Here is a 26,496-nt window from a genome sequence, read left to right on the forward strand (position 1 = left end):
GAGCGCAAAATCTTGTGCTCGAGTTTTTTTATGATAGTTTACTTATTACGTTTACGCATGGAACTAGGCAAATTTTGAACAATCAAACTAGAAATTGTCTCAAAGGAATGGTTATTTCGGTTAAGGAAAGGATTTCCAATAGGTTTAATGCGATGTTCAATCAAATCATTAATTAACCGATCTGCATCTTTGTAGCGTATACGGTCAAAAGTTTTCAGTACTTCTGGATATAAGCCACGCTCTTTTTCATATTCAGCTATATTCGGTGTATAAAGCGCTGTAGGTAAGTTAATCGTTAATGAATCAAAGACAATTGATGAATAATCGCTTAATACAACGTCAGAAGCTAAAATTAAATCTTGAGTTTCTATATGTGCTGAAGGTATAATGACTTCTTTTGGTAAGTACTCAGCCATATTTTTCAATTCTTCAATATGCCCTTTATAAACGACGTTATAATGTGCTAATAATTTTTGGTCGATTGGCAAGAGGTTCTCTTTATGACTGTCTGTCTGCCAAGTAGGCGCATATAGTAATGTCGGTTTATTTAAATCTAACTGAAGTTCCTTTTTAATAAAACGGACGTACGGTCTATCGTCTTTTTTATCAATTAAATATCGTACACGTGGGTACCCGCACGCGACCATTTCACTATACTGCATAGGATAAGCTGATTCGAATAAATCAGCGGCTCTCATACTATCGCAAATTAAATAATTTTGTTGAATCCACTTATTATATTTTCTGGCTCTATAATTGTATATATCTTTATTTTGAAAGGGTTCTTTACTATCTAAGAACAATTTTTTTATAGGTGTACCATGCCATAACTGAATAATAGTTCCATTAAGTTTTAAGTGGTCTGGAATATAACTTTCAACTACTACAACGCTTGCATTTTCAATTAATCTTTCGGCTTCAGGATCATCAGGTTGTATGAAATGCGGCCCAGTTGCTTCAGAAGTAATAAAATAAACAGGATACTGAGAATGATGTTTGGCAAAATAATTGAATAAATATCGAGAATTGCCTCTAAATCCATAATCAAATCCTAAAAAGACAACTGCACCATTCAGATTCGCAGAAGTCGGTTCGTATATATTACTTGATTTTTGATGCTTTTCATTGCTTCTATCAAGCACTGAACTTGTTATGAAATGAGGTGCTTTGAAGCGAGTATTCCATAGCATCTTGTCAATAAAACGCGGGTTTTCTGGCAGAGCACAGTGATTCGTTTTAAATGGTTTTTTATGATGGTGTAAGTATGCTAATTTATTTAAATTAAAATGTGTTAATTCCGAAAAAGTTTGATCTTGAAGCGTTGTATAGAAAGAAGCGGAAGTGCGACAACTTTCTTTAAAATCAAAAACGACATGACCATCCACTTTTACTTTATGAAATAGTAATATTGCTATTGCTAAGTCAAATGCAGTTTCACAACTTTCAGATTTAAGTTGTTTGATACTTTGTTGAATACTGAATAGCATATTTGGATAATGATTGATGTTATTCATCCATTCGTCAAAAGTAAGTGAAGTATTACCGAAGTAACGGCAGTCATTTTGGTAATATTGGTTTACTGTATAATCAATAATGACAGATTCTTTTGTATCTTTCTGTGTTATAGCATCCATTTGATCCGGATAAATATCTATGTTCAAGTCAGTTGGAATAAAATGCGAATAGCCATCTTTCTTTGCCTTCTTTAAAGCAAATAGCATTTCATCCCCTTGTTTATATTCTAATTTTATTATTTTCATTGTAAAACCTCTTTGATTTTCATATGAATAAAATGCAATGTTTTTTAATGCATAGTTATCATAATCTATTAATCTCTATTTTATCACTTCAATTAAAAAGAAGGAAAGAGAACCTTCAAGTTAAATGAGAAAGTTTTTAAAAATTAGTTTTGCAAAACTGTATTAGTAAAAATAGATTTAAGGACTGATACAGTAAAATGAGTAACAGCTTAAATGTAAGCGTATACATTGATGTTAAAGGCTTTTATAGTTGAAAAACAGTTTGAAAAAAGTTTTAAAAAAAGATTGTACAGTGGTAATAATCGTGGTATATTATATGTGAATTAATTCACAATAATAAATAAAGTCAATGATATACAAACTATCAATAAAATAAAAAATAGAAAGAAGCGGGGTAAGTTATGTTAGTATCTTCATTTGATCCATTCAATAATCTTGCAATATCAAGTCTTATAGCAAGTATTCCAATTATTTTATTCTTATTATGCTTAACAATTTTTAAAATGAAAGGGATTTATGCTGCAATTACAACTTTAGTTATTACATTGATTGTAGCAGTATTCATTTTCAAATTGCCAGGCGGTTCAGCTGCAGGAGCGGTAGTTGAAGGATTTTATCAAGGTTGGTTGCCGATCGGTTATATCGTAATCATGGCTGTATGGTTGTATAAATTATCAACTAAAACAGGTCAATTCGGTATGATTCAAGACAGTATTGCCAGTATTTCACAAGACCAACGTATTCAGTTATTATTAATCGGTTTTTCTTTTAACGCATTTTTAGAAGGTGCAGCAGGATTTGGTGTACCAATTGCAATCTGTTCTTTACTTTTAATTTATTTAGGATTTAAACCTTTACAAGCTGCGATGCTATGTTTAGTAGCCAATGCAGCAGCTGGAGCTTTTGGAGCAATTGGTTTACCAGTAGCGGTTATCGACACTTTAAACTTGCATGGCGGTATCACAGCAATCGAAGTTTCACGTTATTCAACATTCACATTAGCATTTATTAACTTCTTTATTCCTTTCTTATTAGTGTTTATTCTTGATGGGTTTAAAGGAATTAAAGAAACTTTGCCAGCAATTTTAGTTGTATCAATTACTTATACTGTACTTCAAGGTATCCTTACTTTGGCACAAGGTCCTGAATTAGCAGATATTATCCCGCCACTTGCATCAATGGGAGCACTTGCTTTATTCAGCAGAAAATTCCAACCAAAACATATTTTCCGAATTCAAAAAGATGCAGAGCCACCTAAAATCAAAAAGTTATCTGTTAAAGAGGTTTTGTATGCGTGGAGTCCATTTTACATCTTAACAATTTTCGTAATGATTTGGAGTATGCCATTCTTTAAAAAACTGTTCTTGCCAGGAGGCGCTTTAAGCTTTTTAACTGCGGCTATTCCTTTACCTGGAACAATGAGCGAAGCAACTCATAAATCAATCGTGTTGAACTTTAATATTATTGGTCAAACAGGAACAGCTATTTTATTAACAATCATCATTACATTGTTATTATCTAAAAATACAACAATTGGCGATGCAGGTCATTTATTAGGAGAAACATTCAAAGAATTATGGATTTCTATCTTTACAATTTGTTTCATTTTAGCAGTATCTAAGTTAACAACTTATGGGGGATTAAGTGCTGCAATGGGACAAGGTATTTCTAAAACAGGCGGTATTTTCCCATTATTATCACCAATTTTAGGCTGGATCGGTCTATTTATGACAGGATCTGTTGTAAACAACAACTCATTGTTTGCACCAATTCAAGCATCAGTTTCAAGTCAAATCGGAGTAAGCGGTGGATTGCTTGTAGCAGCAAATACTGCTGGTGGGGTTGCGGCAAAAATTATTTCTCCACAATCTATCGCAATTGCCACAGCTGCTGTTAAAGAAGTAGGTAAAGAATCTGAACTTTTAAAAATGTCATTAAGATTCAGTGTTGGTATTTTAGCATTTATCTGTATCTGGACATTCATATTATCATTAATATTCTAAATTCAAAAAATTACCGTTGTATGCGTAGCATTAAGCATACAGCGGTATTTTCATTTAGTTGAATTATTAAAGTTTTAAAAACAAAAAACCCAAGTCAGTTTTAGCTGATTTGGGTTTCTTGTTGACTATCGACAGCTTTCATAAAATCATGATAGACACGATCAGGAGAATATTGAGCGACTGTTTCGAAACCGCGTTCTATAATTTTTCCTTGTTCGGAAGGTGGTGCAGAAATCACATTTGAAATATCATCTGCCAAGTCTTCAAAGTTTTGCTGTTTCGCAAGATAACCATTATATCCAGAACGAATTAAAGTTTCAGGACCTGCGTTGCCTTTAAAACTGACCACGATATCACCTTGGTTCATTGCTTCTAAAATAATCAGACCGAAACCCTCATTTCTAGAAGGTACTACAGTGATCGTGCTTTCTGCTAATCGAAGCGGCAAATGCATTGTAGAAGGGTGAATAGACACAATATCATTTAATTGATGTTGTTGAATATAGTCTTCTAAATCATTTCTTTGTTGACCATCCCCATAAATTTTGAGTGAATAATTCATTTCACGTAAACTTTCTTGAATTAATTCAACACTTTGCAACAACAAGTCAAATCCTTTTTCGTATTCTAAGCGACCAGCCGCAATAATTTGAGGCTTTTTGGGGATTTCAATACGAGACTCATTAATCATGTTAGGCACTGTATAAACAGGAACATGTGTCGCTTTTTCATAAACTTTACGATCTGTATTCGTTAAAGTTGTAATACAGTCTAAATCTTTATAAGCTTCTATGATTTCTTTTTGATAAGAAGTGGGATGCGCATGGAGGTTCATATGCTCCATACCGATAGTCATGACAGAAGAAGGAGCATGATCTGCGATTAAAATATTATAACTAGCACGAGTGCCGACTAATATATCTGTGTCCACTTCTGATATAGCACGAACAATTTTCTTTTCTACATAACTAGAAAATTGGTTTAATCCAGGTTCGTAACTTGATAAGATAGTAGGTTTGAATAAAGGTGTCCATCTACGTAATCGATTGATTGTGATATTTAAAATGTTTTTGGGTCTTAGATTATAATCTATAAGTGACGTAACCTTAATCTTGTTATGAAGTTTAAAATAAGGAGACTTGCTGCCCTGGAATACAGAAATAATTTCTACATCATGCCCTTTATCTGCCAATACATTCGCTAATTGGGTTACTGCTTTAACTGTTCCGCCCATAGCAAATATGTTGTGCATTAAGAATGTAATTGACTTCATTTTGTGTCAGCTCCTCCTGTAATTTTTCATCTAATTATAGCATATTACCTATGATTGAATACAATGTACATTGCGTTTAAGTAACAATCTATATTAATTTGCTGATTAAGTATCCTTACCCCTTTTGTCTTAAGATGAATACGTATATAATAAAAGAATAGAGCAAAATATTCTTCATTACATCAAAGTGGTTGTAACCTAACAACTAAAGACGTTCTTAGGTGTGTTTGTTTTTTTATAGTAGAAAGCGCTTTCTCAAGAGAAGGTTGAAAGAGAGGGTTGAGAAACATGCTTAAGAAAATGTCATCTTTAATTATTAAAAAGGGGGCTGTATTTGTTATGAGTGCACAACATAGCAAAACAGATGTCATCTTAATTGGTGGCGGAATTATGAGTGCGACACTAGGTACTTTATTAAAAAAAGTTGCACCGGAAAAAGAAATTAAGGTTTTTGAAAAACTGAAAGAACCAGCAGAAGAAAGTTCAAATGCTTGGAATAACGCAGGTACAGGGCATTCTGCATTATGTGAGATGAACTATACAAAAGAAATGCCAGATGGCTCTCTTGATATCTCAAAAGCATTGAAAATCAATGAACAATTCCAAGTATCTAAACAATTTTGGGCTTACTTAGTTAAACATGGTAACTTAACGCAGCCGGAAGAATTCATTCACACTGTACCACATATGAGTTTTGTAATCGGCGTACGCAATGTTGATTTCTTAAGACGCCGTGTCAAAGCATTGACTGAAAATGCACTTTTCAAAGAAATGACGATGACTGAAGATAAAGATAAAATTGCTGAGTGGCTGCCACTGATGATGGAAAACCGTACAAGTCCAGTACCAGTTGCAGTGAGTCGTGATAAATCAGGTACAGATGTTAACTTCGGCGCTTTAACACGTAAATTATTCAACTATTTAGAAGAAAACAATGTCCAAGTTGAATATGAGCATCAAGTGCTTGATATTAAGCAACAAAAAGACGGTACTTGGAAAGTTAAAGTAAAAGATTTACTTACAAACGATGTTACAGTATACGAATCTGATTTTGTATTTATCGGTGCAGGCGGTGCAAGTTTGCCATTGCTCCAAAAAACAAATATCAAAGAATCTAAACATATCGGCGGGTTCCCAGTTAGTGGTATTTTCCTAGTATGTCAAGATCCAGAAATCGTAGAACAACATGATGCTAAGGTATACGGTAAAGCTAAAGTAGGTGCACCTCCAATGTCTGTGCCTCACTTAGATACACGTTATATCGATGGTAAAAAATCATTGTTATTCGGCCCATTTGCGGGGTTCTCACCAAAATTCTTGAAAACAGGTACAAACATGGATTTAATCAAATCTGTAAAACCTAATAACTTGTTAACAATGTTATCGGCAGGTGTGAAAGAAATGCCGTTAACACAGTATTTAATTTCGCAATTAATGCTGTCTGATGAAGAACGCATTGAAGAATTAAGAGAATTTATTCCTAATGCTAAAAAAGAAGACTGGAGCCCTGTAGTTGCAGGCCAACGTGTACAAGTGATTAAAGATACAGACAAAGGTAAAGGTACGTTACAATTCGGTACAGAAGTAATTGTAAACGAAGATGGAAGTTTATCTGCATTGCTAGGTGCATCTCCAGGTGCCTCAACAGCAGTGGATGTAATGTTGGATATTTTACAACGTTGTTTCAAAGATGAATTCCCACAATGGGAAAGTAAAATTAAAGAGATGATTCCGTCATTCGGACAACCTTTAGCTGAAAACCCAGAACTTTATAAAGAAGTAAAAGCAGAAGAAGATAAATATTTAAAACTACAATCATAAAATGAAAAGCAGATGCAACGATTGACAACCGTTTGCATCTGCTTTTTTTATATTTTTTTTGAAAGTGTAATAATAAACGTACTGCCTTCTCCAAGTGTACTCTCAACTTCGACCTTACCGCCATGAAGTTGAATAATCATTTGAGCAATTGCTAAACCAAGGCCATTACTAGTCGCAGAATGTGTACCTTTATAAAAACGTTCAAATAAATGAGTTTTTGTATCTTCAGACATGCCAGGACCATCATCAGAAATACGACATACGATTTCATCATTATCTTGTTCTGAAGTAGCTATATCTATATCGATACTGCCGTCTTGCTCAGCATACTTAATAGCATTTGAAATAATATTTTGAAAAGCTTGGTACAACAATCTGTAATTACCTTGAATGGTTACATTTTCAGTATCCGTCATAATAATTAAATCTTTAGCATCGACAGAGTATTGTTCATGACGAATAATCAAACGAATAATTTCAGCAAGTTGAATCTCATCTTTGAATTCAAGGTGTTCATGATTATCTAACTCAGCAAGTAATAATAAGGCGCGTGTAAGGTTGCTTAATCGGTTTGTTGTATCATAAATTTCAGATATATAAAATGTACGGTCTTCCTCGCTATCAGCTGTACTTAATCGATTCAATAATTGATGGATATGAGTTAAAGGTGTTTTGATTTCATGTGAGACGTTTTGAACAAAATGCTGGCGCATATCATCTAATTGCTTTAGGGATAGGCGCATTTGGTCAAAGCGATATTGTAAAGTACCGAACTCATCTTTACGTGTAATCGCAATCGGTGTATTAAAATCACCTTCCATCAAACGATTTGTAGCACGCTTTAATTGAGAAATAGGTTTGATTAAGGCATAAGTTGAACTAATAATTAAAATCATTGAAATCATTAGTAATAAGACTAGTAAAATGGCTAAGAAAACACGGAACTCACTGAATGATTTACCGATATCAGGACGTATAAATACAGCCACTTTACCTTGCGGTGTGTTAAAACTTGTACCTACAGTATTGGCAGTTTCATTATCAAAAAATCCTGTTACAAATAATTGGTAAGGATGGTTGCGGATGCCATGATAATTTTGATTATTGAATACTTGACGTACTGCTTCTTTAGAGAGGTTATCACGACGGAATTTGTCACCATAAAAATGTCGCTTCCCTGCTTTATTGATTGTAAGTACCTGAAAATTTAATTCGCTGATATGTTGGAAATAAGCTTTCATATTTTGGGTGTGTGTTGATTCTTGGTAATGTTTGGCTTCTTGAAGTGTCGTCATTATTTTTTGATCATTAGAAGGCTTCAAATAAACATGGTAATAAATATTCGACAGAATAAAACTCGAAATCGCACTAAATAACATGATGACAACTGTATAAATCGCAATCCTTGAATAAAGTGTTTTAAACATGTACTTCCGCCTTATAACCTAAGCCGCGTACTGTTTCAATACTGACATCGCTGCCGATTTTAGATAAACGATTGCGTAAACGCCGAATATGTACATCAACTGTACGATCATCTCCATCATAATCAAAGCCCCAAACGCGTTCGATACATTCTTCTCGACTGAATACTTGTTTGGGATGGCTGACTAAAAGAAATAGAAGATGGAATTCTTTATTCGGCAAGGTCATTGTTTTATTAGCAGTTGCGATTTCTAAATAGGATTGATTTAATTTTAAATTGCCAATTTCAAGTTCATTTTCAGCGTTGATTTGATAGCGTCGTAAAACAGCTTTAATACGAAAAATTAATTCTTGGACTTCAAAAGGCTTGGTAACATAGTCATCAGTGCCTGTTAAATAGGCTTCTTCTTTATCACTTAATGCATCGCGAGCTGTTAACATGATGACAGGCAACGTATAGTTGTCTTTGATTTTTTGGCATAACTCAAAACCATCCATCCCATTCATCATGATATCTACTACTGCAATATCAACATGATGCTGTTCTAAATATTTTAAAGCATCTACTGCGTTTGATTGTGTTGCTGTCTTAAATCCTTCTTTTTCTAAGTAAGATGAAACATAATGCAGAATTTGGTAATCATCATCTACAATTAAACATGTTGTCATTATATCCTCTCCAACAATATGATTTAGATTTATTATACATATTCTTTTGATATCACAACAACAGCTCTGCTATGTTCGCCATTATTTTTTCATGATTGTTCATATTCAGTTCATATAGTAGCTCTACAATATAGATATCATAAAAAAAGAAGGAGAAATGACGATGAAATTAGCATGGAAAGAAATGACATTCTACAAATTTAAATTCATCTTAATTATGTTGATTATCTTGTTGCTATCTAGCATGGTACTTTTTATAAGCGGACTTGCTCAAGGACTTGGCCGTGAAAATATTTCCATGTTAAACAACATGAATGCTGAAAAATTTGTAGTACAAGATATCAAACAACCTGTGATTGAAAAATCTAATATTAAACCTGACCAACAAAATCAAGTTGAAAAAGTAATTAACGAGAAACCATTTAAACTAGGACAGCAAACGATGGTTTCAGATAAAACAAATGACTTGGATATTTTGTTGATCAATCCTGTAAAAGATTTTAAGCCTTCATTGACTGAAGGACATTATCCAAAAGATGATAATGAAATCGCAATCAATAAAAAATTGACAGGTGAAGGATTAAAAGTAGGGGATAAAATCAAAATGAAAGGTCATGACGATGCTTTTAAAATTGTAGGTGTAATGAATGACACAATGTATGCACATAGTTCAGCAGTCATGACAACCAATCAAGAATTTGATCAGTTAATGCCGCATGCTGCTTCATTCTATCCTGTAAAACATATGACAAAAGCAGAACAAAACAAATTAAATGATATTTCAGGTGTAAAGGTAGTCGATGAAAAAACTTTAACTGATAATATCCCAAGTTATAATGCAGAACAAGCGCCGTTGAATATGATGATTATCAGTTTATTCTTCATAACAGCAATTGTACTCAGCGCATTTTTCTATGTTATGACAATACAAAAAATCTCAGAAATCGGAATTTTGAAAGCGATCGGTATTCGAACACGTCATCTTTTATGGTCATTAGTTTTCCAAATCTTATTAGTAACGATGATCAGCGTTATTATTTCCGTATTGCTTATTAGCGGATTATCGACATTGATGCCAGTTACAATGCCATTCCATATCACGATCACGAATATGCTGCTTGTTATTAGTGTATTCATTGTTGTTGCTATTGTCGGTGCTTCATTATCATTTATTAAATTAGTCAAAGTGAATCCAATACAAGCAATAGGAGGGGAAGCTTAATGACATTAGAAGTGAAAGATATCACAAAATCATTTGGTACAGGCGAAGCTAAAACGGATGTATTAAAAGGTGTCGATTTTGATGTGAAACAAGGTGAGTTTATCATCTTAAGCGGTGCTTCTGGTTCTGGTAAGTCCACACTTTTAACAATATTAGGCGGTCTGCAAGATCAAGATTCTGGTGAGATTTTGTATAATGGAAAACCGTTATTTACGAAAGATAAATCGAAAGCGGAAATGCGATTGACTGAAATCGGATTTATTTTCCAAGCTTCTCATTTAGTACCTTACCTTACAGTATTAGAACAATTAACAATTGTAGGCAGAGAAGCAGGAATGAGTAAAGGAGAAGCGGACAAACGTGCACGTAAATTGTTAGAACAAATTGGTTTGAAACATCGTTTGAAAGCTTATCCGCATATGTTGTCTGGCGGTGAAAAGCAACGTGTGGCAATTATGCGTGCCTTTATGAATGAACCTAAAATTATTCTAGCTGATGAACCGACAGCAAGTTTAGATGCACATCGTGCTGTAGAAGTGACTCAGATGATACGAGATCGTATTACAAATGAAAATATGGTAGGTATTATGATTACACATGATCAAAGATTATTTAAATATGCAGATCGAGTTATTGATTTGTTTGATGGTAAAATTTTAAATAAAGAAGATAAAAGCGAGATTGTTTAAGCAGTTTATATTAAGCTAAATAGATATGCGCCCTATAAGCAGACTTTACAAAGTAAGAAGCTTATAGGGCGCTTGTTTTATATTTCATATTAAAATCCTAATAAGTTTGACAAAAAAGGGTTAGCTTCCAACATACTCGCTATAAATAATAAACCGAAGTAAATTGTAAGTAATAACTTATAACAATACATTAAAGCCAAGAAATCACGAATCAGTGCTGTATCAAAAAAAGAATAGGGTGTACGGCTGCCAATTCCTAATGCTTTGAGCTTTAATATTTGAGCGAAGCGGAGTGCACGTAAAATATGGAATTGGCTTGTGACAATAGTCATATTTTCGGAACGAAAAGATGATTTATCGAGTAATATCTGTTTCGTATTCATCAAATTTTCATATGTGCTGTGTGATTCATCTTCTATTAGAATATGATTTTCTGGTATATATTCTTCAATAAGATAGGCCTTCATTGCTTCTGCTTCAGATACGCGTTCTCCTTCACCTTTGCCTCCGCTTACGATGATATAAGCAGGCTTCTCTTGTGCAAAATACAAAGCAACAGTCCGATCTAAGCGCCAAGCTAACATTTGTGTGACTTTTTCTCGATATAACCCAGCGCCTAAAACAACGATTAAATTGGTTGGTTTTGTAGATTCAATCATACTGTATGCAGAGGACCAACTCAAATAATGGATGAGCGCAAATAATGTACTTACAGCTATCCAGCATAGCCATAAGAAAAGGCCGTTTAAAAATGGAACTGGAAGCCAGCTGAGTAAATAAAAAGCAAAAGCCAATATAAATAAAGCAGCTGCTATACCTGACAAACGTAATAGAAACATCCGTGCACTTTTCCATTCAAAAATCAAACGGTGCTTGAATAAGAGCAGCAATCCACCAACTAAACAAACAATTGCTATATCATATGGAAAAGTATCTGTAATTAAATGTATAAAAATTATTGCAAAACCAGTGATTAAACTGAGAAAAAACGATATAATGTTTAATCCAGGCTGTTGATTTAAAAATAAATAAAAATAACAGCATAGGAGTAATAAGCTAAGTAACATAGAAAGAATCAACTTTATTAACCTCGATTCGAAAAATTCGTGTACTTAATTCTACCCTATTTTTTCTTAAGATTCTTTTAATATGGTATGCTTAGATGTACAGAAGAAGAATATCGTAGATTAAAACCTAGCGACACTTCAAATTTATTAAAGTAAATGAAGGAGAAAATTCATGCAAAATATAGAGCAACATATCGACTTTATGGGACATTTCTTAGAAGATATCAATTCTATGGTTGCCAAACTACTAGAAGATTTGCGCCATGAATATAATGTGTCTATGGAACAATCTCAAGCTGTATTATTGTTAGATAACAACAAATCACTTACTTTGTCTGAAATTACAGAAAAGCAAGGTGTTAATAAAGCTGCAATCAGCCGTCGTGTGAAAAAGTTGATTAATTTAGATCTCATTCAATGGGAAAAACAAAATGCAAGTGTGGATCAACGTTTGAAATACGTGAAGTTAACGCCGAAAGGGCGCGAATATATTGAACGCTCAAAAAAAATAATTAGTGAAGTAGCTGTTTACTTAGTACAAGATTTAAGCGAAAAACAAATTGAAGATACAGCTGAAAACTTGAGTATTATAGACAAACGTATCAAAGAATACGTGAAAAAGAATCAATTATAATCTGAATAAATGAATGGGTTGCCGATGCATATTTGAGTGATGCATCGGCTTTTTTACATGATACCTACCTCTCTCTAAGTCTAAATAGGTATATTATTTTGATGCGAGGTACATTATAATAGTATTTAAGTGCAAAAATAACTGCAGAAATAATTTTACTTTTAAGTAAAATACCTGTAAAATTTGTGCGGGTTAAATGTAAAGAATATTATTTTTATATTAAGACAATACTTACATAGAAAGTATAAAATATTGATTAACATAAGTGGAAAATAAAACAGATATTTCCCTGGAAATAAATTTATATGAGAATCGGAATAATTGAGGTGAGTATTTATGGCGCAATCTCAAAATAGCAAGCGTAGTGCTTCAAAACATTCGAATAATAAGAAGCGGAATACAAACAAGGCACCGAGAGAGAATATCAACCAAAACATACGTAAAATGGTTCCTTGGGGCATTGGTACATTTATTGTAATTCTCCTTATCATCCTTTTTTTCTTGTTGAAAAATTTCAACTCTCCGGAAGCTCAAGCAAAGATATTTGTAAACGCTGTTAAGAATAATGATACGCAACGAATCGCCAATATTTTAAGCACGCGTGACAATAAAGTTGGCAGTGATGAGGCAGAAACTTACATTAAATATATCAAACATGAAATTGGATTGAAGAAATTTAATCAAGAATTAAATGATACAGTTCATGATATTGATAAAAAAGATAAAGATGCAGGTTATATCAAAACACCAGATGGCAATAATGTTTTGAGAGTTACAATGAATGGTCGTCGCTATATCTTCTTTGATAATATAGGTTTTGCTACTGAAACTAAAAAAGCAATTATCAAGAAAAAAGCTAAAACGACTTATGTCTTTCGAACAGATGATAAAAAAAGAAAAGTGATTGCTGAACCGAATGAAACAACAATGTTTGGTTATTTTATTCCCGGCAACTATAAAATTCCGGCTACAAAAGAAAACGACAATGGTAAATTTGTTGGGTATTTAACATTCTCATTTAAAGGCAGCAACAGTGAAACTGTTGATGTTCATGAAAACTTCCCAGAAGCCAATTTGAATGTCGAACTGGATGGTGCAGAGCACTTAGATAATAAAAACACTAAAGTAAAAATCAACGGCAAACAGTTCAGCTATGATAACACTAAATTATATGGACCTTATCCTGTGACAGATGAAATTGAAGTGTCTGCAGAAGGAAAGGTAAAAGGTAAGACATTTAAATCAGAAACTGTGAAACTATATCCGAATGAATTAAAAGCAAATACACCAGTAAGATTAAAATTTGAAAAGGATAAAATTGATAAATATGTAAAGGAAAAAGAGAAGGAAGAAAACAGCTTAAAAAATAAAGTGAATAAATTTTTCGATAAGTATACTTCAGCCTTGAACACAGCTGCAGGTGCAAATAACTTTTCGAGCATTTCTAATTTTTTAAAACCTGATACACAGAATTACAAATCAATGAAACAATCTTTTCAAACTGGTCAAGGTACGCAATCTTTGATGCAAAACCCGCAAGTGGTAGATGTTTCGCAAGATGGATCTGATATCTATGCAGAAGTATTAAATATTAATAACCAAGGTATTTGGGTTACTTCTAAATATAAATTAGAAGATACTGCAAAGGATTCAAAAAAAGATGGCGATGATTCTGATTTGAAAATTGTCAGCAATCAAGAATAAACAAACGCTTTTAAATCGATTACAGTTATATTTTGATTCATGGAATGATAAGGACGAAGCTATGGAATCTAGTTTGGGATTTCTGTTTCGTTCTTTTTATATTATATTCGTACTTTTGCTCTTTATTTTAACAACATTAAAGTATACGATTAAACTAATATTGATTCAAAAGAGAAAGAAGGGAATTATGTGAGCCACTCCAATATAGTAAAAGAAAAACCGACAGTTTTTCTGGTTATCATATTAGGGGCATTAACTGCTATTGGTGCATTATCGATTGACATGTTCTTACCGGGACTGCCTCAAATCAGATCAGATTTTCATACAACGACTTCGGCAGCTCAATTGACGCTGACGTTATTTATGGTCGGACTCGCTTTTGGCAACTTATTTATGGGACCAATTTCGGATGCTATGGGACGCAAGCAACCATTGGTGGTTGTGATGATCATCTATACACTTGCGAGCTTAGGGATTATATTTTCTGTTAACATCTCGATGATGATTGGTCTTAGACTTGTACAAGGGTTATGTGCAGGGGCTGCTGCTGTCATTTCACGTGCAATTGCTAGTGACATGTACAGTGGAAAAGAATTGACTAAATTTTTAGCAGTATTAATGTTGGTCAATGGAGTTGCTCCTGTTATTGCACCTACGCTAGGTGGTATTATTTTAATATTTTCAAATTGGCATATGGTATTTATCATATTGACACTTTTCGGTGTTTTCATGGTTATAAGTTCTGGACTGCGTATCCCTGAATCGTTAAGTAAGGAAGCGCGTGAACCGGCAGATATCATGTCTATTTTGAAACAATTTAAATCTCTATTACAGAAGCCTAAATTTGTGTTGCCGATGTTATTGCAAGGTATGACCTTTGTAATTCTATTCAGTTACATATCAGCTTCTCCTTTTATTACACAACGTATCTATTCGCTTTCACCGCAAGCTTTTAGTTGGATGTTTGCGACAATTGGGATTGGTTTGATTATTTCGTCACAGTTAGCAGGTAAACTTGTGGACTATTTTGAGCCTTTAACGATTATGAGAGGGTATACTGTAGTGCAAATTATAGGCGTCATAATGATTAGTACTGTATTAATCTTACATTTACCAATATGGGCATTATTTATTTCATTTTTAGCATTAGTGGGCCCTGTAACAGGTATTGCAACTGTCTCTTTTTCAGTGGCAATGGATGAACGTACAGGAGGCAGCGGAAGTGCATCGAGTTTGTTAGGTTTGGTACAAACTTTGATAGGCGGAATCAGTACACCATTAGTTGGTTTAATGGGCGAAAACAGTTATATTCCATACCTCATAATTATAAGTATTGCTTCAATAGTTTTAATCATACTCCACCTTATGATTGCAAAAGCCTTTGCAGGAAATGAAATAGCTGGAAAGTAAATGGAACAAAAGAAAAGAGCGCTATAGCGGCATTCAATCCGCTATAACGCTCCTTTTTTGTTTTGTCTTAAGAGTCTTTATGGTTTTTAACATGTGTTTTAAATGGCCACCAATTTCCAGGACCGAATGATTTAATTAATGCTGGAATGAAGAGTGGCAACATGAAGATATTATAGATAATTAAACCTAAGATTATAACTGTTGCAATTTCCATTAATGTCATAGCACCAGAAGTGTATAGTGCAGCGACTGTACCGATTAAGATGACACATGCTGTCATAATAACCGTACCCATCTTACGCATTGCAGTCAGCAACGCTTCAGTAATCGATTTGCCATCGTCTACTTCTTCGCTGAAACGATTGACCAGGAATATTGCATAATCAATGCCGAGTGCCATTAATACAACGAAACTGAAGAATGGAACGACTAATAGTAATCCTCCCATGCCAAGCATATCGTTAAAGATTAAATTAGCGACACCGATAGATGCATAGTAAGTGATTAAAATAGAAGCAATCATATACAACGGCATAATAATTGAACGTTCAAAGATTAATAACACAATGAACAAGAATACTGTAATAAGTGCAATGGCTTTATTCATGTCACTATCAATTGTTTTTTGCAAGTCGTTGTTAGAAGAAGATGTACCGCCGTATTCGATATCACTATGTTCGAATGTTGTTCCTTTAACTTGATTATCCACAGTGTTATGAATACGTTCAACTGTGTTCATTGAATCTTTAGAGAACGGATCATCTTTTAATTCGACATTCAATAACAGAACTTTACCGTCACCTTTACTATATTGATCGACAGATTGTTTTAATTTCTTATCTTTCAACATATCATCTGTAACGTACATGCCTGACTTATTCATACCTTTATCCTCAGACATGTCTTTAAGACGTTCTTGAATTTGTGATTGTCCATTTTGAACTTTAGAAATACCTTGTTGAGACTGTTCTAAGCCTTTAGACATTTCACCGGCTTGTTGCGTTACTTGTTGTCCGGCTTGTTGCGGTGATTGATTAGCTTGTTGCATCGTTTGTTGAACACGACTTGGGTCAGTGTAAGGTTTAACTTGTGAATCCATTTGGCCGAGTCCATCATTGACCTGACTAAGACCATTATTAGCATCTGTCAATTTACTTTGGATTTGATTCAATTGATCAGTAGCTGATAATTGTTTAATAGGTTTGCCAGTAGGTCTTGTTATGGTACTTACACTTTCAACACCTTTTACTTTTTCAATAGATTGAGAAAGTGATTCTAAATCATTAACACCTTTAGCATTGTTTAATTTTTTATCGTCTTTAATAGCGATATTTACAGGGAATGCTTGACCCATATTGAAATCGTCTTTAATGATATTGATAGCTTTAATAGAATCATATTCATCGCCGATTTCATTCGTGTTGTCATACGTAATCGTGTTAGGTGCGAAAACGATAATCGGTACCATAATAATTAACACAATGACTAATGCTAAGAAAGAACGCTTATTAGTGAATTTGCCTAATGCACCCCATAATTTATTATCTTTATGGTCAGCCGCTTTCTTACTTGGCCAGAATACTTTACCGCCTAGTAAGAGCAATAGTGTCGGTAACAATGTGAAGAGAATAATCATTAAGCACAAGACACCTATTGCGATACCCATAGCAGAGCGGAACAAGCTGAATTCTACAAAGAACAATGCCGCGAAACCAACAAGTACTGTAATCGCACAAATCAATATAGTACGACCGCCATGTTTAAATGTATTTAATACTGCATCGAAATTACTTTGGTCTTTACCTAATTCCTCTTTATACCTATTTAATAAAAGAATACAATAATCGGTTCCGATACCGAAAAGCAATGCAATTAAGAATGGCTGGATATAAATAGAAATAGGGAAATCAATGTATTTTACTAAGAATGCTAATACACCTTGTGAAAAAGCATAAGCTAAACCAACAAGTAGAAGTGGTACGAAAGGTGTTACTATTGAACGGAACACTAAAAATAGAATGACTAAAATTAAAATAACTGTAATAATTTCAGTTGTTTTTAAGCCTTCGTTTACGCTTTTATTAATATCATCATTAATAACTTCATTACCTGTGACGTAGGCACCTTTAAAATCATGATGTTCAATTTTATTAATATCTTTTACTGCGTCTAAAGTTTTATTTTTATCATCCGTTGTTTCAATTGGAATCATCACAGATTTTTTATCCTTAGATACTAACTTATCTTCAACATCTTTGTTTTCAAACGGGTCAATGACAGTTTTAACGTGTTTAACATCTTCGACCTTTTTGATATAATCTTTTAAATCTTTTTTGCTGGATGCATCCAATTTATCATCCAGTTGCACCACAGCACTGATGCTTTTATAACTAGCACCAACATCTTTCAATTTTTGATCGTATTGTTGGGATGTAGTGTCTTTAGGTGGGGCAATGCTCCCTTTATCATTAGCTAGTTGTGCTAAATTTGGAGCGAAAATAATAGAACATGCAATTGCGATAACCACAATAATTGAAATTACCCATCTGAACTTCAATATGGTCTTCATAAGCAACCTCCCTTTAGTTGAAATGTGCATTGAATTCAAATTAGTTGACCTAAAGCAACTAACAAAAGTAATACATTTAAATGATAGTTGATAGAGAATTTATTGTAAAGAAAAGCCCACCCTATATCATTTCAATTGGGCAGGTCAGTTTCTTCTAACTCTCTCATTTTAATTGTATTTCTCAACATAATTCGTGACATTTCTTCTGGGGATTCTTTACATCTTCGTTTCAACCATGAAAATACCACACCCAGCTGTCCGCCGATTAAATACTGTACGAAATACATATGATGTTCCATATCAGTGTATTCATCCATTACTTTTTCATAAGAATCGTATGTAAGGTGGACCATTTCTATCACAAAGTCTTTTTGAGGATGACTGATAAACACAGCATGAAAAAAACGTTGATAGCGGTAGATATACTTAAATTGAATACGGAAAAATTGTAATAGTTTTTGTTTATTGTATCTAACTTTACCAAAATTTTGATATAAGGTAGTAGTAAGTTTGATATATCTTGCTTTATGATATTCTTGAATTTGTTCGAATAAATCATATTTATCTGTGAAATGAGCATAAAAAGTAGAACGATTAATACCACTATATGCACATATCATTTTGATAGTAATTTCATCAATTGAATATTCTTCCATTAAATCAATAGTACTCACAAATATTTTACGTTTTGCGTTTTTCTTCATTATAAGGCACCTCTACTAAATGAGATAAAACAGTCCGACACATTTCTATAAAATGTTGGTATTTTTTTTAGTTACACCTATTTATAATAGATAAAGTGACTTTAAATAGCAAATAGGAGGAAAGAAAATGAAGAAGATAATATTGGTTAATATCATTACAATTATTGTTTTGGTACTTATCGGAATCGGAGGATTCTACTACTATAACCAAGCAACAGGATATATTAAAACAGATAACGCAAAAGTGGATGGAGAACAAATGAAAATTGCCAGCCCTATTTCTGGTAAATTAGACTCATTTGATGCTAAAGAAAATAAAGATTACAGCAAAGGCGATAAACTTGCTGAAGTAACTGGCAAAGGTGAAGATGGTTCACCGCAAAAAATGGATATTGAAATGCCTCAAAAAGGTACTATCGTTAAAACTGACGGTATAGAAGGTGACATGGTACAAACAGGTTCACCAATCGCATACGCTTATAATTTAGATGACTTATACATCACAGCAAACGTTGACGAAAAAGATATTTCTGATGTTGAAAAAGGTAATGATGTAGACGTTAAAATTGACGGACAAAATTCTAAAGTTAAAGGTAAAGTAGATGAAGTAGGTAAAGCAACAGCTGCTAGCTTCTCACTAATGCCTTCATCAAACAGTGACGGTAACTATACTAAAGTTTCTCAAGTTGTTCCTGTTAAAATTTCTTTAGACTCTGCACCTTCTAATTCCGTTGTTCCAGGCATGAATGCTGAAGTAAGTATTCATAAGAATTAAGGAGGTCATTAAATGACACTTGCCTTAGTTATATATATTGTTGTCGCATTGGTTCTTATTGCGTTCGTAAATGTGTTTATTCGCAAACGTAATAAGAAACAAGCTTCGCGAAAACTGGAACAACGTCAAGCACGTTATAATAGAAAACAAACATCTAAATTTAAAGCGAGCGACTTAGACAAACAACCATCACGCTCAAGTGAAGAAAAAATGACTGGGCAACAAGGTGATGAGCAACATCATACTGAATCAGTCGAAAACTTAAAACCTTTATCAGGAAATGATTCTGATAATCAAGAAACAGACTCAGAAAAACCTGAGGATTCAAATGAAAGAAAAGAAGAGGAAAATACAGATAACCAAGAAGAAGCGCATGAAACAAGTGATAATCAACAACCTATGTTCCGTTTTGGTAACGGTGTATCACGAAATGTAATTTTAGGGGCCATGTTATTTGGTATGTTCATTGCGATCTTGAACCAAACACTTTTAAACGTGGCATTGCCTAAAATCAATAACGACTTTAATATCTCTGCATCAACTGGCCAATGGTTGATGACAGGATTTATGCTGGTCAATGGTATTTTCATACCAGTCAGTGCGTTTTTATTTGAAAGATACTCATATAGAAGATTGTATTTATTCTCGCTTGTTATTTTCACAGTCGGTTCTTTAGTTTGTGCTTTGTCGCCAAACTTTACGATTATGATGACAGGCCGTGTATTACAAGCAGCAGGTGCTGGTATCTTAATGCCTTTAGGTTCTAATGTTATTATGACAATTTTCCCACCAGAAAAACGTGGTTCTGCAATGGGTATTATGGGTGTAGCAATGATCTTAGCACCAGCAATTGGACCAACATTATCTGGTTATATCGTTCAAAATTATCATTGGAATGTAATGTTCTATGGTATGTTCTTCATTGGATTAGTAGCTGTATTAGTAGGCTTTATCTGGTTCAGATTGTACCAACGTACACAAAATCCAAAAGCAGATATTCCAGGCATTATTTTCAGTACTATTGGATTCGGTTCATTACTTTACGGGTTCAGTGAAGCAGGTAATGATGGATGGGGTTCTAAAACAGTCGTAATTTCATTCATTCTAGGCGCTATTTTCATTGTTCTTTTCGTAATCAGAGAAACAAGAATGAAAATGCCTATGTTGAATTTCGAAGTATTGAAATTCCCAACATTCACATTAACAACACTAATCAACGTTGTTGTTATGATGAGTTTATATGGCGGTATGTTATTATTACCGATCTATTTACAAGATTTACGTGGCTTTACAGCAATTGATTCAGGATTGCTTCTCTTACCAGGTGCTTTAGTAATGGGTCTGTTAGGACCAGTTGCAGGTAAACTTTATGACATGATTGGAATTAAACCGTTGGCTATTTTCGGTATTGCAATTATGACATACGCAACTTGGGAGTTAACTAAATTAACCATGGATACACCATATCTATCAATAATGGGTATTTATGTATTACGTTCATTTGGTATGGCGTTCATTATGATGCCGATTATGACAGCAGGTATGAATGCTTTACCAGCAAGATTAATTTCACATGGTAATGCCCTTGTGAACACGTTGCGTCAATTAGCAGGTTCCATCGGTACTGCAATTTTAGTTACAGTGATGACTAACCAAACTACGCAACATATGAACACTTTCGCACAGGATTTAGATAAAACAAATCCAGCAATTAAAGATCAAATGAAAGAATTAGCTATGAAGTTCGGCGGACAAGATGGTGCAATGCAAGTATTGATGGGATATTTCAAAAAACTTGCGACAGTTGAAGGCGTTAATGACGCATTCTGGATTGCAACTATCTTTAGTCTTATCGCGTTAATTATGAGCTTCTTTATTCAAAGTAAAAAGAAAGCTGCTAAATACGCAAAAGAACATAGCGAATAAGTTAATTAAATATTATGGGGTAAACGACAGTGTTGTAGCGGCACTGTCGTTTTTTTATTCAAAAAAGGTACTAAAAATTCCTATTATCAATAATAAAAAGCAGTGAAACAATCTATCAACTAGAATTGCTTCACTGCTTTATCAAATAATTATTATTTAATTCTGATACGACGATTTCTAAAGAATAGGCTAATGAATAATAAACCGAAACAACATGCTAATAAAGTGACGGCATTATTAAGTGCATCAGCAGTAGTTAAAATCTGCTCAGGTTTGAAACTTAAGAAATATTGACTAAGTGTATCCGCAACACGTTTGGCAGTCTCATTTATAATATTAGATAAACTAAAAGGAATGACAAACATAATTGCGATAATAACCATATTTACAATTTTAATCACTGTACGATTAAAAATTAAAGTTAAGATGGTTAATATCGCACTCAGAGCGCCCGCAAAAAAGAAAATATAAAAAGACAATTTCAATTTATCAATGTTGTCTTGAAGTTGATTGATTTGTGTTAAATCGATATTTTGGGTTGAGATATTTCTCAATGTTTCTTGGAAATTCAAAATTTGTGAGAAATGAATCGGTTCATTGACCAAAACCAAATTGAAAATAGGTTCTTTCCACATGCTGTACATTGAAATTGTAAGCAAGATAAGTACTATAATGTGGATAATCAGGCTTACCCACGAACGTTTTCTTTTAGCAGAATACTTATGACCGCGGTGCAACGGTTGCTGCTCAAGCATGTCTTGAAACTGGCGATGTGATCGTTGAGAGTTCATACTTAAAATAAACAACTCCTTTCCTTGTGTAAAACATTTGTTGTTTTTTACTCGCCTTCTAAATGTATCTCTTTTATTTTAGCACCAATACTTTTAACAATATAGCGTTTTCCTTGTAATTCATAATTATGCGAAAGTGCTAGAGCAGATTGATAAATTTTTTCTGGAGTCCAAATCAATTCGTTATTAAGACTATATTGAGTATCTTGCTCAGATGTAAGATCAGATTCAATTTGTGATGCAATATCGGCTAATTCGCTTTTGAATACTTCATCACTTACGCTTTGATTCAATAACTCTTCGATTGCATGAATCATTTGGCGTCTTCCTTGTAAATAGCCTAATAAAATACCGCGTTCGAACAATTTGTGATCAGGTCCACGTGTAATATTTTCATCAGATTGATTCAATTCGCTGAGTTCCATCTTTACTTCGTCTGATAAATCATACAAAGTTATTCTAATTTCATCTTGAAATAATTGTGTCATGATTTCCCTCCTTTATCAGGAATGTCGATAAGATGACCTAATTGCTTTGGCCATTTAATATCAGGTTGCTCTTTGTAATAATCCTTTATCTGAGTTAGATATTGTTCAGGAAATGGCGCAGACTTCTCTGTATTTTTATCTATTCCCATCATCATTAACTCATTTGTGGCTACTAGATTTTCATTTTCATCGTACATCATTAAAAAGAAGTGGACACGTTTATAATCGTAGTTATAGAGGTAAATACGAATGAAATACGCATCGTTTAATTTTAGTTGCGATAAAAAAGTGGTATGTTCTTCTAAGGTGAAAATAGTGTAATTCAAACGCTCTCGGTCTTCTAATGATAGGCCATGAGAGTAATTAAAAGCATTTGAAGCTTCGCTGAAAACTTTATTAAAATCAGCATCATGCATATGTTGATTGTGGTCTATCATTGAATCATCAACATGGCCTTTGATAGTAAAACATTCCGGCATTACGCATTCTCCTTTTTGAAATCAGAATTACTTCTATTTTACTAAAAATACCATTATGCTACACATAAAAGAAACTATACTGATTGACCTTAAGTGAAAGGGGAAAGAAATGAGCGTCTCGATATATTACCAAACAAAAGAAAAGCCTTTAACATCTGTAAAAAATGCAAAAGAGATACCGTCAGAAGCAACTATCATTTGGTATGATTTAAATGAACCCACAGAAAAAGAAAGTGATGAATTACTTAATCGCTTTGATTTTAATCCGTTAGAAATGGATGATACGATTCATGCGAATCCCAGAGCAAAATATAAAGCATATGACAATTACCAGAATATTGTATTTCATACAATTGCACCAAGAGATTATGAAATTGAAGTACTGAATATTTTTATTATAAACAATATACTTATCACGTATCATCATAATGTTATTAGAGAAGTGAACGAGGTTTATAAGCAAGTTAAAGATAATTTTGATAAAGATTTAGATTGTGAAGACATTGTGTTGTATATGCTAGACCATATTGTAGATAATTATTTTTACTATATCGAAAACATTTCAGACAAAGTATTTACTTTTGAAGACGAACATGGAACTGACCGTACTAATAAATATATGATGGACAATATTTTTGATTTACGTTCAGATATTATTAAATTAAATCGTGTGATTATGCCGATGAAAGACCTTATTGATACACTGCAAAATGAAAGCCAGTTAGTACAAGATAAACGTCATAAAATGTATATACAACACATTACAGATCATATTGATAAAGAAGAAAGTATGTTGCAGACAGCTCGTGATATTACGAGAGAAATCAGAGATAACTTTGAATCTTATACTTCCTTTAGAATGAACCGCGTGATGCAGATTTTAACGATTGTTTCGATGATTTTCTTACCGCTTACGTTGATTGCTGGAATTTACGGAATGAACTTCGAAAATATGCCTGAATTAAAATGGCATTATGGTTACTATGCAACACTAGGACTTATGGTGTTAATTTCATTGGCGTGTATTTGGTATTTTAAACGTAAAAATATGTTTTGATTTTTAATGTTGATTATAGCAAAGGGGTAGCAGAAGCAAGCTTAGATTGGTACACTTACAATAATATAAGTTTAAGAGAACAGAAAGTAGGAAATGCGATGAGCGATTCAAAAAGAGAACAACGAAAAGATGATCATGTAAAAATTGCAATGGCGCAAAATGATCCGCAGCTGACTGATTTTGATAAAGTCAGATTTGTGCATCATTCCATTCCAAGTATAGATGTTGATCAAGTTGATTTATCTGTAAATCTTCCGGATTTTTCAATGTCTTCTCCGCTTTATATCAATGCTATGACAGGTGGCAGTGAATGGACAAAACAAATCAATGAAAAATTAGCTGTAGTAGCCCGTGAAACAGGGTTAGCAATTGCTGTGGGTTCTACACATGCTGCGCTGCGTAATCATAAAATGGCAAGTTCATTTGATATTGTTCGAAAAACCAACCCTGAAGGTATCATATTCAGTAATGTAGGTGCAGATGTACCAGCAGATCTTGCAAAACAATCCGTGGAAATGTTGCAAGCGAATGCATTACAAGTACATGTGAATTCACCACAAGAACTCGTGATGCCAGAAGGTAACCGTACTTTCTCAAACTGGATGGAAAATTTAAGTGAAATTGTCCAAACTGTAGATGTGCCGGTCATCGTAAAAGAAGTCGGTTTTGGTATGAGTCGTGAATTAATTCAAGATTTAAAAGAAATAGGTGTTCGTTATGTCGATGTTAGCGGACGCGGCGGTACCAATTTTGTAAATATCGAAAATGAAAGACGTCAACTTAAGGATATGTCTTATCTTCAAAATTGGGGACAATCTACTGTAGAATCATTACTAGAAAGCAAAAACTTGCAAAACCAAGTTACAGTATTTGCAAGCGGTGGTGTGAGAAATCCGCTTGATGCGATTAAATGTCTTGCTCTTGGCGCTGAAGCGGTTGGGATGTCACGTCCGTTTTTAGAACAAGTAGAAAATAATGGTATTACACAAACGGTAGAATTTGTCGAAGAATTTATTGAACAAATGAAGAAAATTGCAGTAATGCTCAATGCACAAAATATCGAAGACTTAAAGCAAACTAAAGTTGTTTTAGATTCGTCCTTGAAATCATGGGTAGAGCAGCGTAGTTTAGATAATTAAAAAGAAGCCGTTCAATTGGTAGAAGATTGAACGGCTTCTTTTTGTAGCAATTTTGGTTTTGGTAATTGCATTATAAAGACTGCGAAGGAGATCACAATCTTGGTAACGCTTACATACATTATAATTCAATTAGTTGCTTATTTCAATTACGTAAAAGAGAAAATTAACTGAAATATGTATAAATAGTGACGGTAAATATTCATAAAATATAAATTGGAAACAAATCATCTGTAATTGGAAACTAAATGCCATGTGACTGTTTTAAATTTCATGCTAAATTTTTATTAGAAAATAATAGTACTTACTGGAGTGATATCAAGTGAAGAATAATTATGCTATAACAATTAATCCAGTTCAGCAATGCATGAACACAATTAAACAATCATATAAAGCTCAATTAGAAGATTTTGACTTTGAACATTCTTATAATCATGTGGAGCATCTCTCTCAATGGGAACGTCCAGCACTCAGAAATTTTAATACAAAAGTAGAAATCGTAGAACAGTATTTTAATATTAAAAATTACAATCCGCATCATGGCTATTATTTAACGATTAATTCAAAACAAAATACTACAGTTTTAGTTGAATTAAATCATGATATAAGAATGGAAATCAGCAATGCACAGACCACTTATGTTTATGACATTACCTCATATGTGAACAGTAAAGATAATTACTTATATTTGGGTTGCTTACTTAATCGTACACAAGCGCAATTTCCGGATTGCAATTTGATTGAATTTAAAAATCAAAAGTTGAATGCATATCATCAAGCTGAAGAAAGACCTTTAAATTATTCAATTTAAATTGGCATCTAATGGCGTACTGGAATGTAAGAAATTAAACTGCATTGCATATAACATTAAATTCAACATACAGACAAAAAGCT

The 26,496-nt window shown here is 33.5% G+C and carries 22 protein-coding genes; 12 read left to right on the plus strand and 10 right to left on the minus strand.

The window, feature by feature from the left end; all coding sequences use genetic code 11:
* Nucleotides 1-38: 38 nt before the first annotated feature.
* Nucleotides 39-1,760, minus strand: a complete 1,722-nt coding sequence (locus A4G25_RS10795) for a CDP-glycerol glycerophosphotransferase family protein (RefSeq protein WP_047131510.1) — start codon at nt 1,758-1,760, stop codon at nt 39-41.
* Nucleotides 1,761-2,161: 401 nt separating this feature from the next.
* On the opposite strand from A4G25_RS10795, the gene A4G25_RS10800 reads away from it, so the two are divergent.
* Nucleotides 2,162-3,763 carry an L-lactate permease gene (locus A4G25_RS10800; RefSeq protein WP_047131509.1) on the plus strand — a complete coding sequence of 534 codons (1,602 nt, stop codon included), beginning with the start codon at nt 2,162-2,164 and terminating at the stop codon, nt 3,761-3,763.
* Nucleotides 3,764-3,863: 100 nt separating this feature from the next.
* Here the strand turns inward: A4G25_RS10800 and A4G25_RS10805 are convergent, their stop codons facing one another.
* The gene (locus A4G25_RS10805) at nt 3,864-5,036 is read right to left on the minus strand and encodes a glycosyltransferase (protein ID WP_047131508.1); all 1,173 of its coding nucleotides are present in this window, start codon (nt 5,034-5,036) and stop codon (nt 3,864-3,866) included.
* Nucleotides 5,037-5,375: 339 nt separating this feature from the next.
* On the opposite strand from A4G25_RS10805, the gene mqo reads away from it, so the two are divergent.
* Nucleotides 5,376-6,857 (plus strand): malate dehydrogenase (quinone), encoded by a 1,482-nt coding sequence (gene mqo / locus A4G25_RS10810; RefSeq protein ID WP_047131507.1) that lies wholly within the window; start codon nt 5,376-5,378, stop codon nt 6,855-6,857.
* Nucleotides 6,858-6,904: 47 nt separating this feature from the next.
* On the opposite strand, the gene A4G25_RS10815 is transcribed toward mqo, so the two are convergent.
* Both A4G25_RS10815 and A4G25_RS10820 read right to left on the minus strand, forming a co-directional pair.
* The gene (locus A4G25_RS10815) at nt 6,905-8,284 is read right to left on the minus strand and encodes a sensor histidine kinase (protein WP_047131506.1); all 1,380 of its coding nucleotides are present in this window, start codon (nt 8,282-8,284) and stop codon (nt 6,905-6,907) included.
* Nucleotides 8,277-8,951, minus strand: a complete 675-nt coding sequence (locus A4G25_RS10820; RefSeq protein ID WP_047131505.1) for a response regulator transcription factor — start codon at nt 8,949-8,951, stop codon at nt 8,277-8,279. The genes A4G25_RS10815 and A4G25_RS10820 overlap by 8 nt, the downstream gene beginning before the upstream one ends.
* Before the next feature lie 163 nt (nt 8,952-9,114).
* Between A4G25_RS10820 and A4G25_RS10825 the strand changes: the two genes are divergently transcribed.
* Both A4G25_RS10825 and A4G25_RS10830 read left to right on the plus strand, forming a co-directional pair.
* Nucleotides 9,115-10,173, plus strand: coding sequence for an ABC transporter permease (locus A4G25_RS10825; protein ID WP_047131504.1), 1,059 nt, complete (start codon nt 9,115-9,117; stop codon nt 10,171-10,173).
* The gene (locus A4G25_RS10830) at nt 10,173-10,862 is read left to right on the plus strand and encodes an ABC transporter ATP-binding protein (RefSeq protein WP_047131503.1); all 690 of its coding nucleotides are present in this window, start codon (nt 10,173-10,175) and stop codon (nt 10,860-10,862) included. The genes A4G25_RS10825 and A4G25_RS10830 overlap by 1 nt, the downstream gene beginning before the upstream one ends.
* An 89-nt stretch (nt 10,863-10,951) precedes the next feature.
* On the opposite strand, the gene A4G25_RS10835 is transcribed toward A4G25_RS10830, so the two are convergent.
* On the minus strand, nt 10,952-11,701 hold the full coding sequence (locus tag A4G25_RS10835) for a YdcF family protein (RefSeq protein ID WP_232011948.1): 750 nt from the start codon (nt 11,699-11,701) through the stop codon (nt 10,952-10,954).
* A 400-nt stretch (nt 11,702-12,101) separates the two neighbouring features.
* On the opposite strand from A4G25_RS10835, the gene A4G25_RS10840 reads away from it, so the two are divergent.
* From A4G25_RS10840 to A4G25_RS10850, 3 genes are all read left to right on the plus strand, one after another.
* The gene (locus A4G25_RS10840) at nt 12,102-12,563 is read left to right on the plus strand and encodes a MarR family transcriptional regulator TcaR (protein WP_047131502.1); all 462 of its coding nucleotides are present in this window, start codon (nt 12,102-12,104) and stop codon (nt 12,561-12,563) included.
* 336 nt (nt 12,564-12,899) lie between these two features.
* Nucleotides 12,900-14,267 (plus strand): TcaA second domain-containing protein, encoded by a 1,368-nt coding sequence (locus tag A4G25_RS10845; RefSeq protein ID WP_047131501.1) that lies wholly within the window; start codon nt 12,900-12,902, stop codon nt 14,265-14,267.
* A 189-nt stretch (nt 14,268-14,456) separates the two neighbouring features.
* A complete protein-coding gene (locus A4G25_RS10850; protein ID WP_047131500.1) occupies nt 14,457-15,677 on the plus strand; it encodes a putative multidrug effflux MFS transporter TcaB in 1,221 nt (406 codons plus the stop codon).
* Between the two features lie 67 nt (nt 15,678-15,744).
* On the opposite strand, the gene A4G25_RS10855 is transcribed toward A4G25_RS10850, so the two are convergent.
* The gene (locus tag A4G25_RS10855; protein WP_047131499.1) at nt 15,745-18,246 is read right to left on the minus strand and encodes an MMPL family transporter; all 2,502 of its coding nucleotides are present in this window, start codon (nt 18,244-18,246) and stop codon (nt 15,745-15,747) included.
* 131 nt (nt 18,247-18,377) lie between these two features.
* Complete coding sequence (locus A4G25_RS10860; RefSeq protein ID WP_047131498.1) at nt 18,378-18,950, minus strand: TetR/AcrR family transcriptional regulator; 573 nt, start codon at nt 18,948-18,950, stop codon at nt 18,378-18,380.
* A 127-nt stretch (nt 18,951-19,077) separates the two neighbouring features.
* On the opposite strand from A4G25_RS10860, the gene A4G25_RS10865 reads away from it, so the two are divergent.
* Entirely contained in the window at nt 19,078-19,725 is a 648-nt protein-coding gene (locus A4G25_RS10865) for an HlyD family secretion protein (protein WP_047131497.1), read from the plus strand.
* A gap of 12 nt (nt 19,726-19,737) precedes the next feature.
* The gene (locus A4G25_RS10870; RefSeq protein ID WP_047131496.1) at nt 19,738-21,651 is read left to right on the plus strand and encodes a DHA2 family efflux MFS transporter permease subunit; all 1,914 of its coding nucleotides are present in this window, start codon (nt 19,738-19,740) and stop codon (nt 21,649-21,651) included.
* A gap of 152 nt (nt 21,652-21,803) precedes the next feature.
* Here A4G25_RS10870 and A4G25_RS10875 read toward each other — a convergent pair whose 3' ends face one another.
* From A4G25_RS10875 to A4G25_RS10885, 3 genes are read right to left on the minus strand one after another with little or no spacing between them, the layout of a single operon-like run.
* Entirely contained in the window at nt 21,804-22,442 is a 639-nt protein-coding gene (locus A4G25_RS10875) for a hypothetical protein (protein WP_047131495.1), read from the minus strand.
* Nucleotides 22,443-22,489: 47 nt separating this feature from the next.
* Nucleotides 22,490-22,930: a hypothetical protein gene (locus A4G25_RS10880; RefSeq protein ID WP_052766737.1), complete on the minus strand. Its 441-nt coding sequence runs from the start codon at nt 22,928-22,930 to the stop codon at nt 22,490-22,492.
* On the minus strand, nt 22,927-23,409 hold the full coding sequence (locus A4G25_RS10885) for a thioesterase family protein (RefSeq protein WP_047131494.1): 483 nt from the start codon (nt 23,407-23,409) through the stop codon (nt 22,927-22,929). The genes A4G25_RS10880 and A4G25_RS10885 overlap by 4 nt, the downstream gene beginning before the upstream one ends.
* Nucleotides 23,410-23,518: 109 nt before the next feature.
* Here A4G25_RS10885 and corA point away from each other — a divergent pair, with 109 nt between their 5' ends.
* From corA to A4G25_RS10900, 3 genes are all read left to right on the plus strand, one after another.
* Complete coding sequence (corA, locus tag A4G25_RS10890) at nt 23,519-24,466, plus strand: magnesium/cobalt transporter CorA (RefSeq protein WP_047131493.1); 948 nt, start codon at nt 23,519-23,521, stop codon at nt 24,464-24,466.
* Nucleotides 24,467-24,564: 98 nt separating this feature from the next.
* Nucleotides 24,565-25,605, plus strand: a complete 1,041-nt coding sequence (fni, locus tag A4G25_RS10895) for a type 2 isopentenyl-diphosphate Delta-isomerase (protein ID WP_047131635.1) — start codon at nt 24,565-24,567, stop codon at nt 25,603-25,605.
* A 319-nt stretch (nt 25,606-25,924) separates the two neighbouring features.
* The gene (locus A4G25_RS10900; protein WP_047131492.1) at nt 25,925-26,413 is read left to right on the plus strand and encodes a hypothetical protein; all 489 of its coding nucleotides are present in this window, start codon (nt 25,925-25,927) and stop codon (nt 26,411-26,413) included.
* Nucleotides 26,414-26,496: the final 83 nt, after the last annotated feature.

This window comes from Staphylococcus condimenti (assembly GCF_001618885.1).
Classification (GTDB): domain Bacteria; phylum Bacillota; class Bacilli; order Staphylococcales; family Staphylococcaceae; genus Staphylococcus; species Staphylococcus condimenti.

Bases quoted from the DNA above. Each gene is read 5' to 3' on its own strand.
- A4G25_RS10840 (WP_047131502.1), top strand. From the start codon at position 12,102: ATGCAAAATATAGAGCAACATATCGACTTTATGGGACATTTCTTAGAA.
- A4G25_RS10820 (WP_047131505.1), bottom strand. From the start codon at position 8,951: ATGACAACATGTTTAATTGTAGATGATGATTACCAAATTCTGCATTAT.
- A4G25_RS10795 (WP_047131510.1), bottom strand. From the start codon at position 1,760: ATGAAAATAATAAAATTAGAATATAAACAAGGGGATGAAATGCTATTT.
- A4G25_RS10800 (WP_047131509.1), top strand. From the start codon at position 2,162: ATGTTAGTATCTTCATTTGATCCATTCAATAATCTTGCAATATCAAGT.
- A4G25_RS10805 (WP_047131508.1), bottom strand. From the start codon at position 5,036: ATGAAGTCAATTACATTCTTAATGCACAACATATTTGCTATGGGCGGA.
- A4G25_RS10835 (WP_232011948.1), bottom strand. From the start codon at position 11,701: ATGTTTCTATTACGTTTGTCAGGTATAGCAGCTGCTTTATTTATATTG.
- A4G25_RS10855 (WP_047131499.1), bottom strand. From the start codon at position 18,246: ATGAAGACCATATTGAAGTTCAGATGGGTAATTTCAATTATTGTGGTT.
- A4G25_RS10860 (WP_047131498.1), bottom strand. From the start codon at position 18,950: ATGAAGAAAAACGCAAAACGTAAAATATTTGTGAGTACTATTGATTTA.
- A4G25_RS10875 (WP_047131495.1), bottom strand. From the start codon at position 22,442: ATGAACTCTCAACGATCACATCGCCAGTTTCAAGACATGCTTGAGCAG.
- A4G25_RS10845 (WP_047131501.1), top strand. From the start codon at position 12,900: ATGGCGCAATCTCAAAATAGCAAGCGTAGTGCTTCAAAACATTCGAAT.
- fni (WP_047131635.1), top strand. From the start codon at position 24,565: ATGAGCGATTCAAAAAGAGAACAACGAAAAGATGATCATGTAAAAATT.
- A4G25_RS10870 (WP_047131496.1), top strand. From the start codon at position 19,738: ATGACACTTGCCTTAGTTATATATATTGTTGTCGCATTGGTTCTTATT.
- A4G25_RS10815 (WP_047131506.1), bottom strand. From the start codon at position 8,284: ATGTTTAAAACACTTTATTCAAGGATTGCGATTTATACAGTTGTCATC.
- A4G25_RS10880 (WP_052766737.1), bottom strand. From the start codon at position 22,930: ATGACACAATTATTTCAAGATGAAATTAGAATAACTTTGTATGATTTA.
- A4G25_RS10830 (WP_047131503.1), top strand. From the start codon at position 10,173: ATGACATTAGAAGTGAAAGATATCACAAAATCATTTGGTACAGGCGAA.
- corA (WP_047131493.1), top strand. From the start codon at position 23,519: ATGAGCGTCTCGATATATTACCAAACAAAAGAAAAGCCTTTAACATCT.
- A4G25_RS10865 (WP_047131497.1), top strand. From the start codon at position 19,078: ATGAAGAAGATAATATTGGTTAATATCATTACAATTATTGTTTTGGTA.
- mqo (WP_047131507.1), top strand. From the start codon at position 5,376: ATGAGTGCACAACATAGCAAAACAGATGTCATCTTAATTGGTGGCGGA.
- A4G25_RS10885 (WP_047131494.1), bottom strand. From the start codon at position 23,409: ATGCCGGAATGTTTTACTATCAAAGGCCATGTTGATGATTCAATGATA.
- A4G25_RS10825 (WP_047131504.1), top strand. From the start codon at position 9,115: ATGAAATTAGCATGGAAAGAAATGACATTCTACAAATTTAAATTCATC.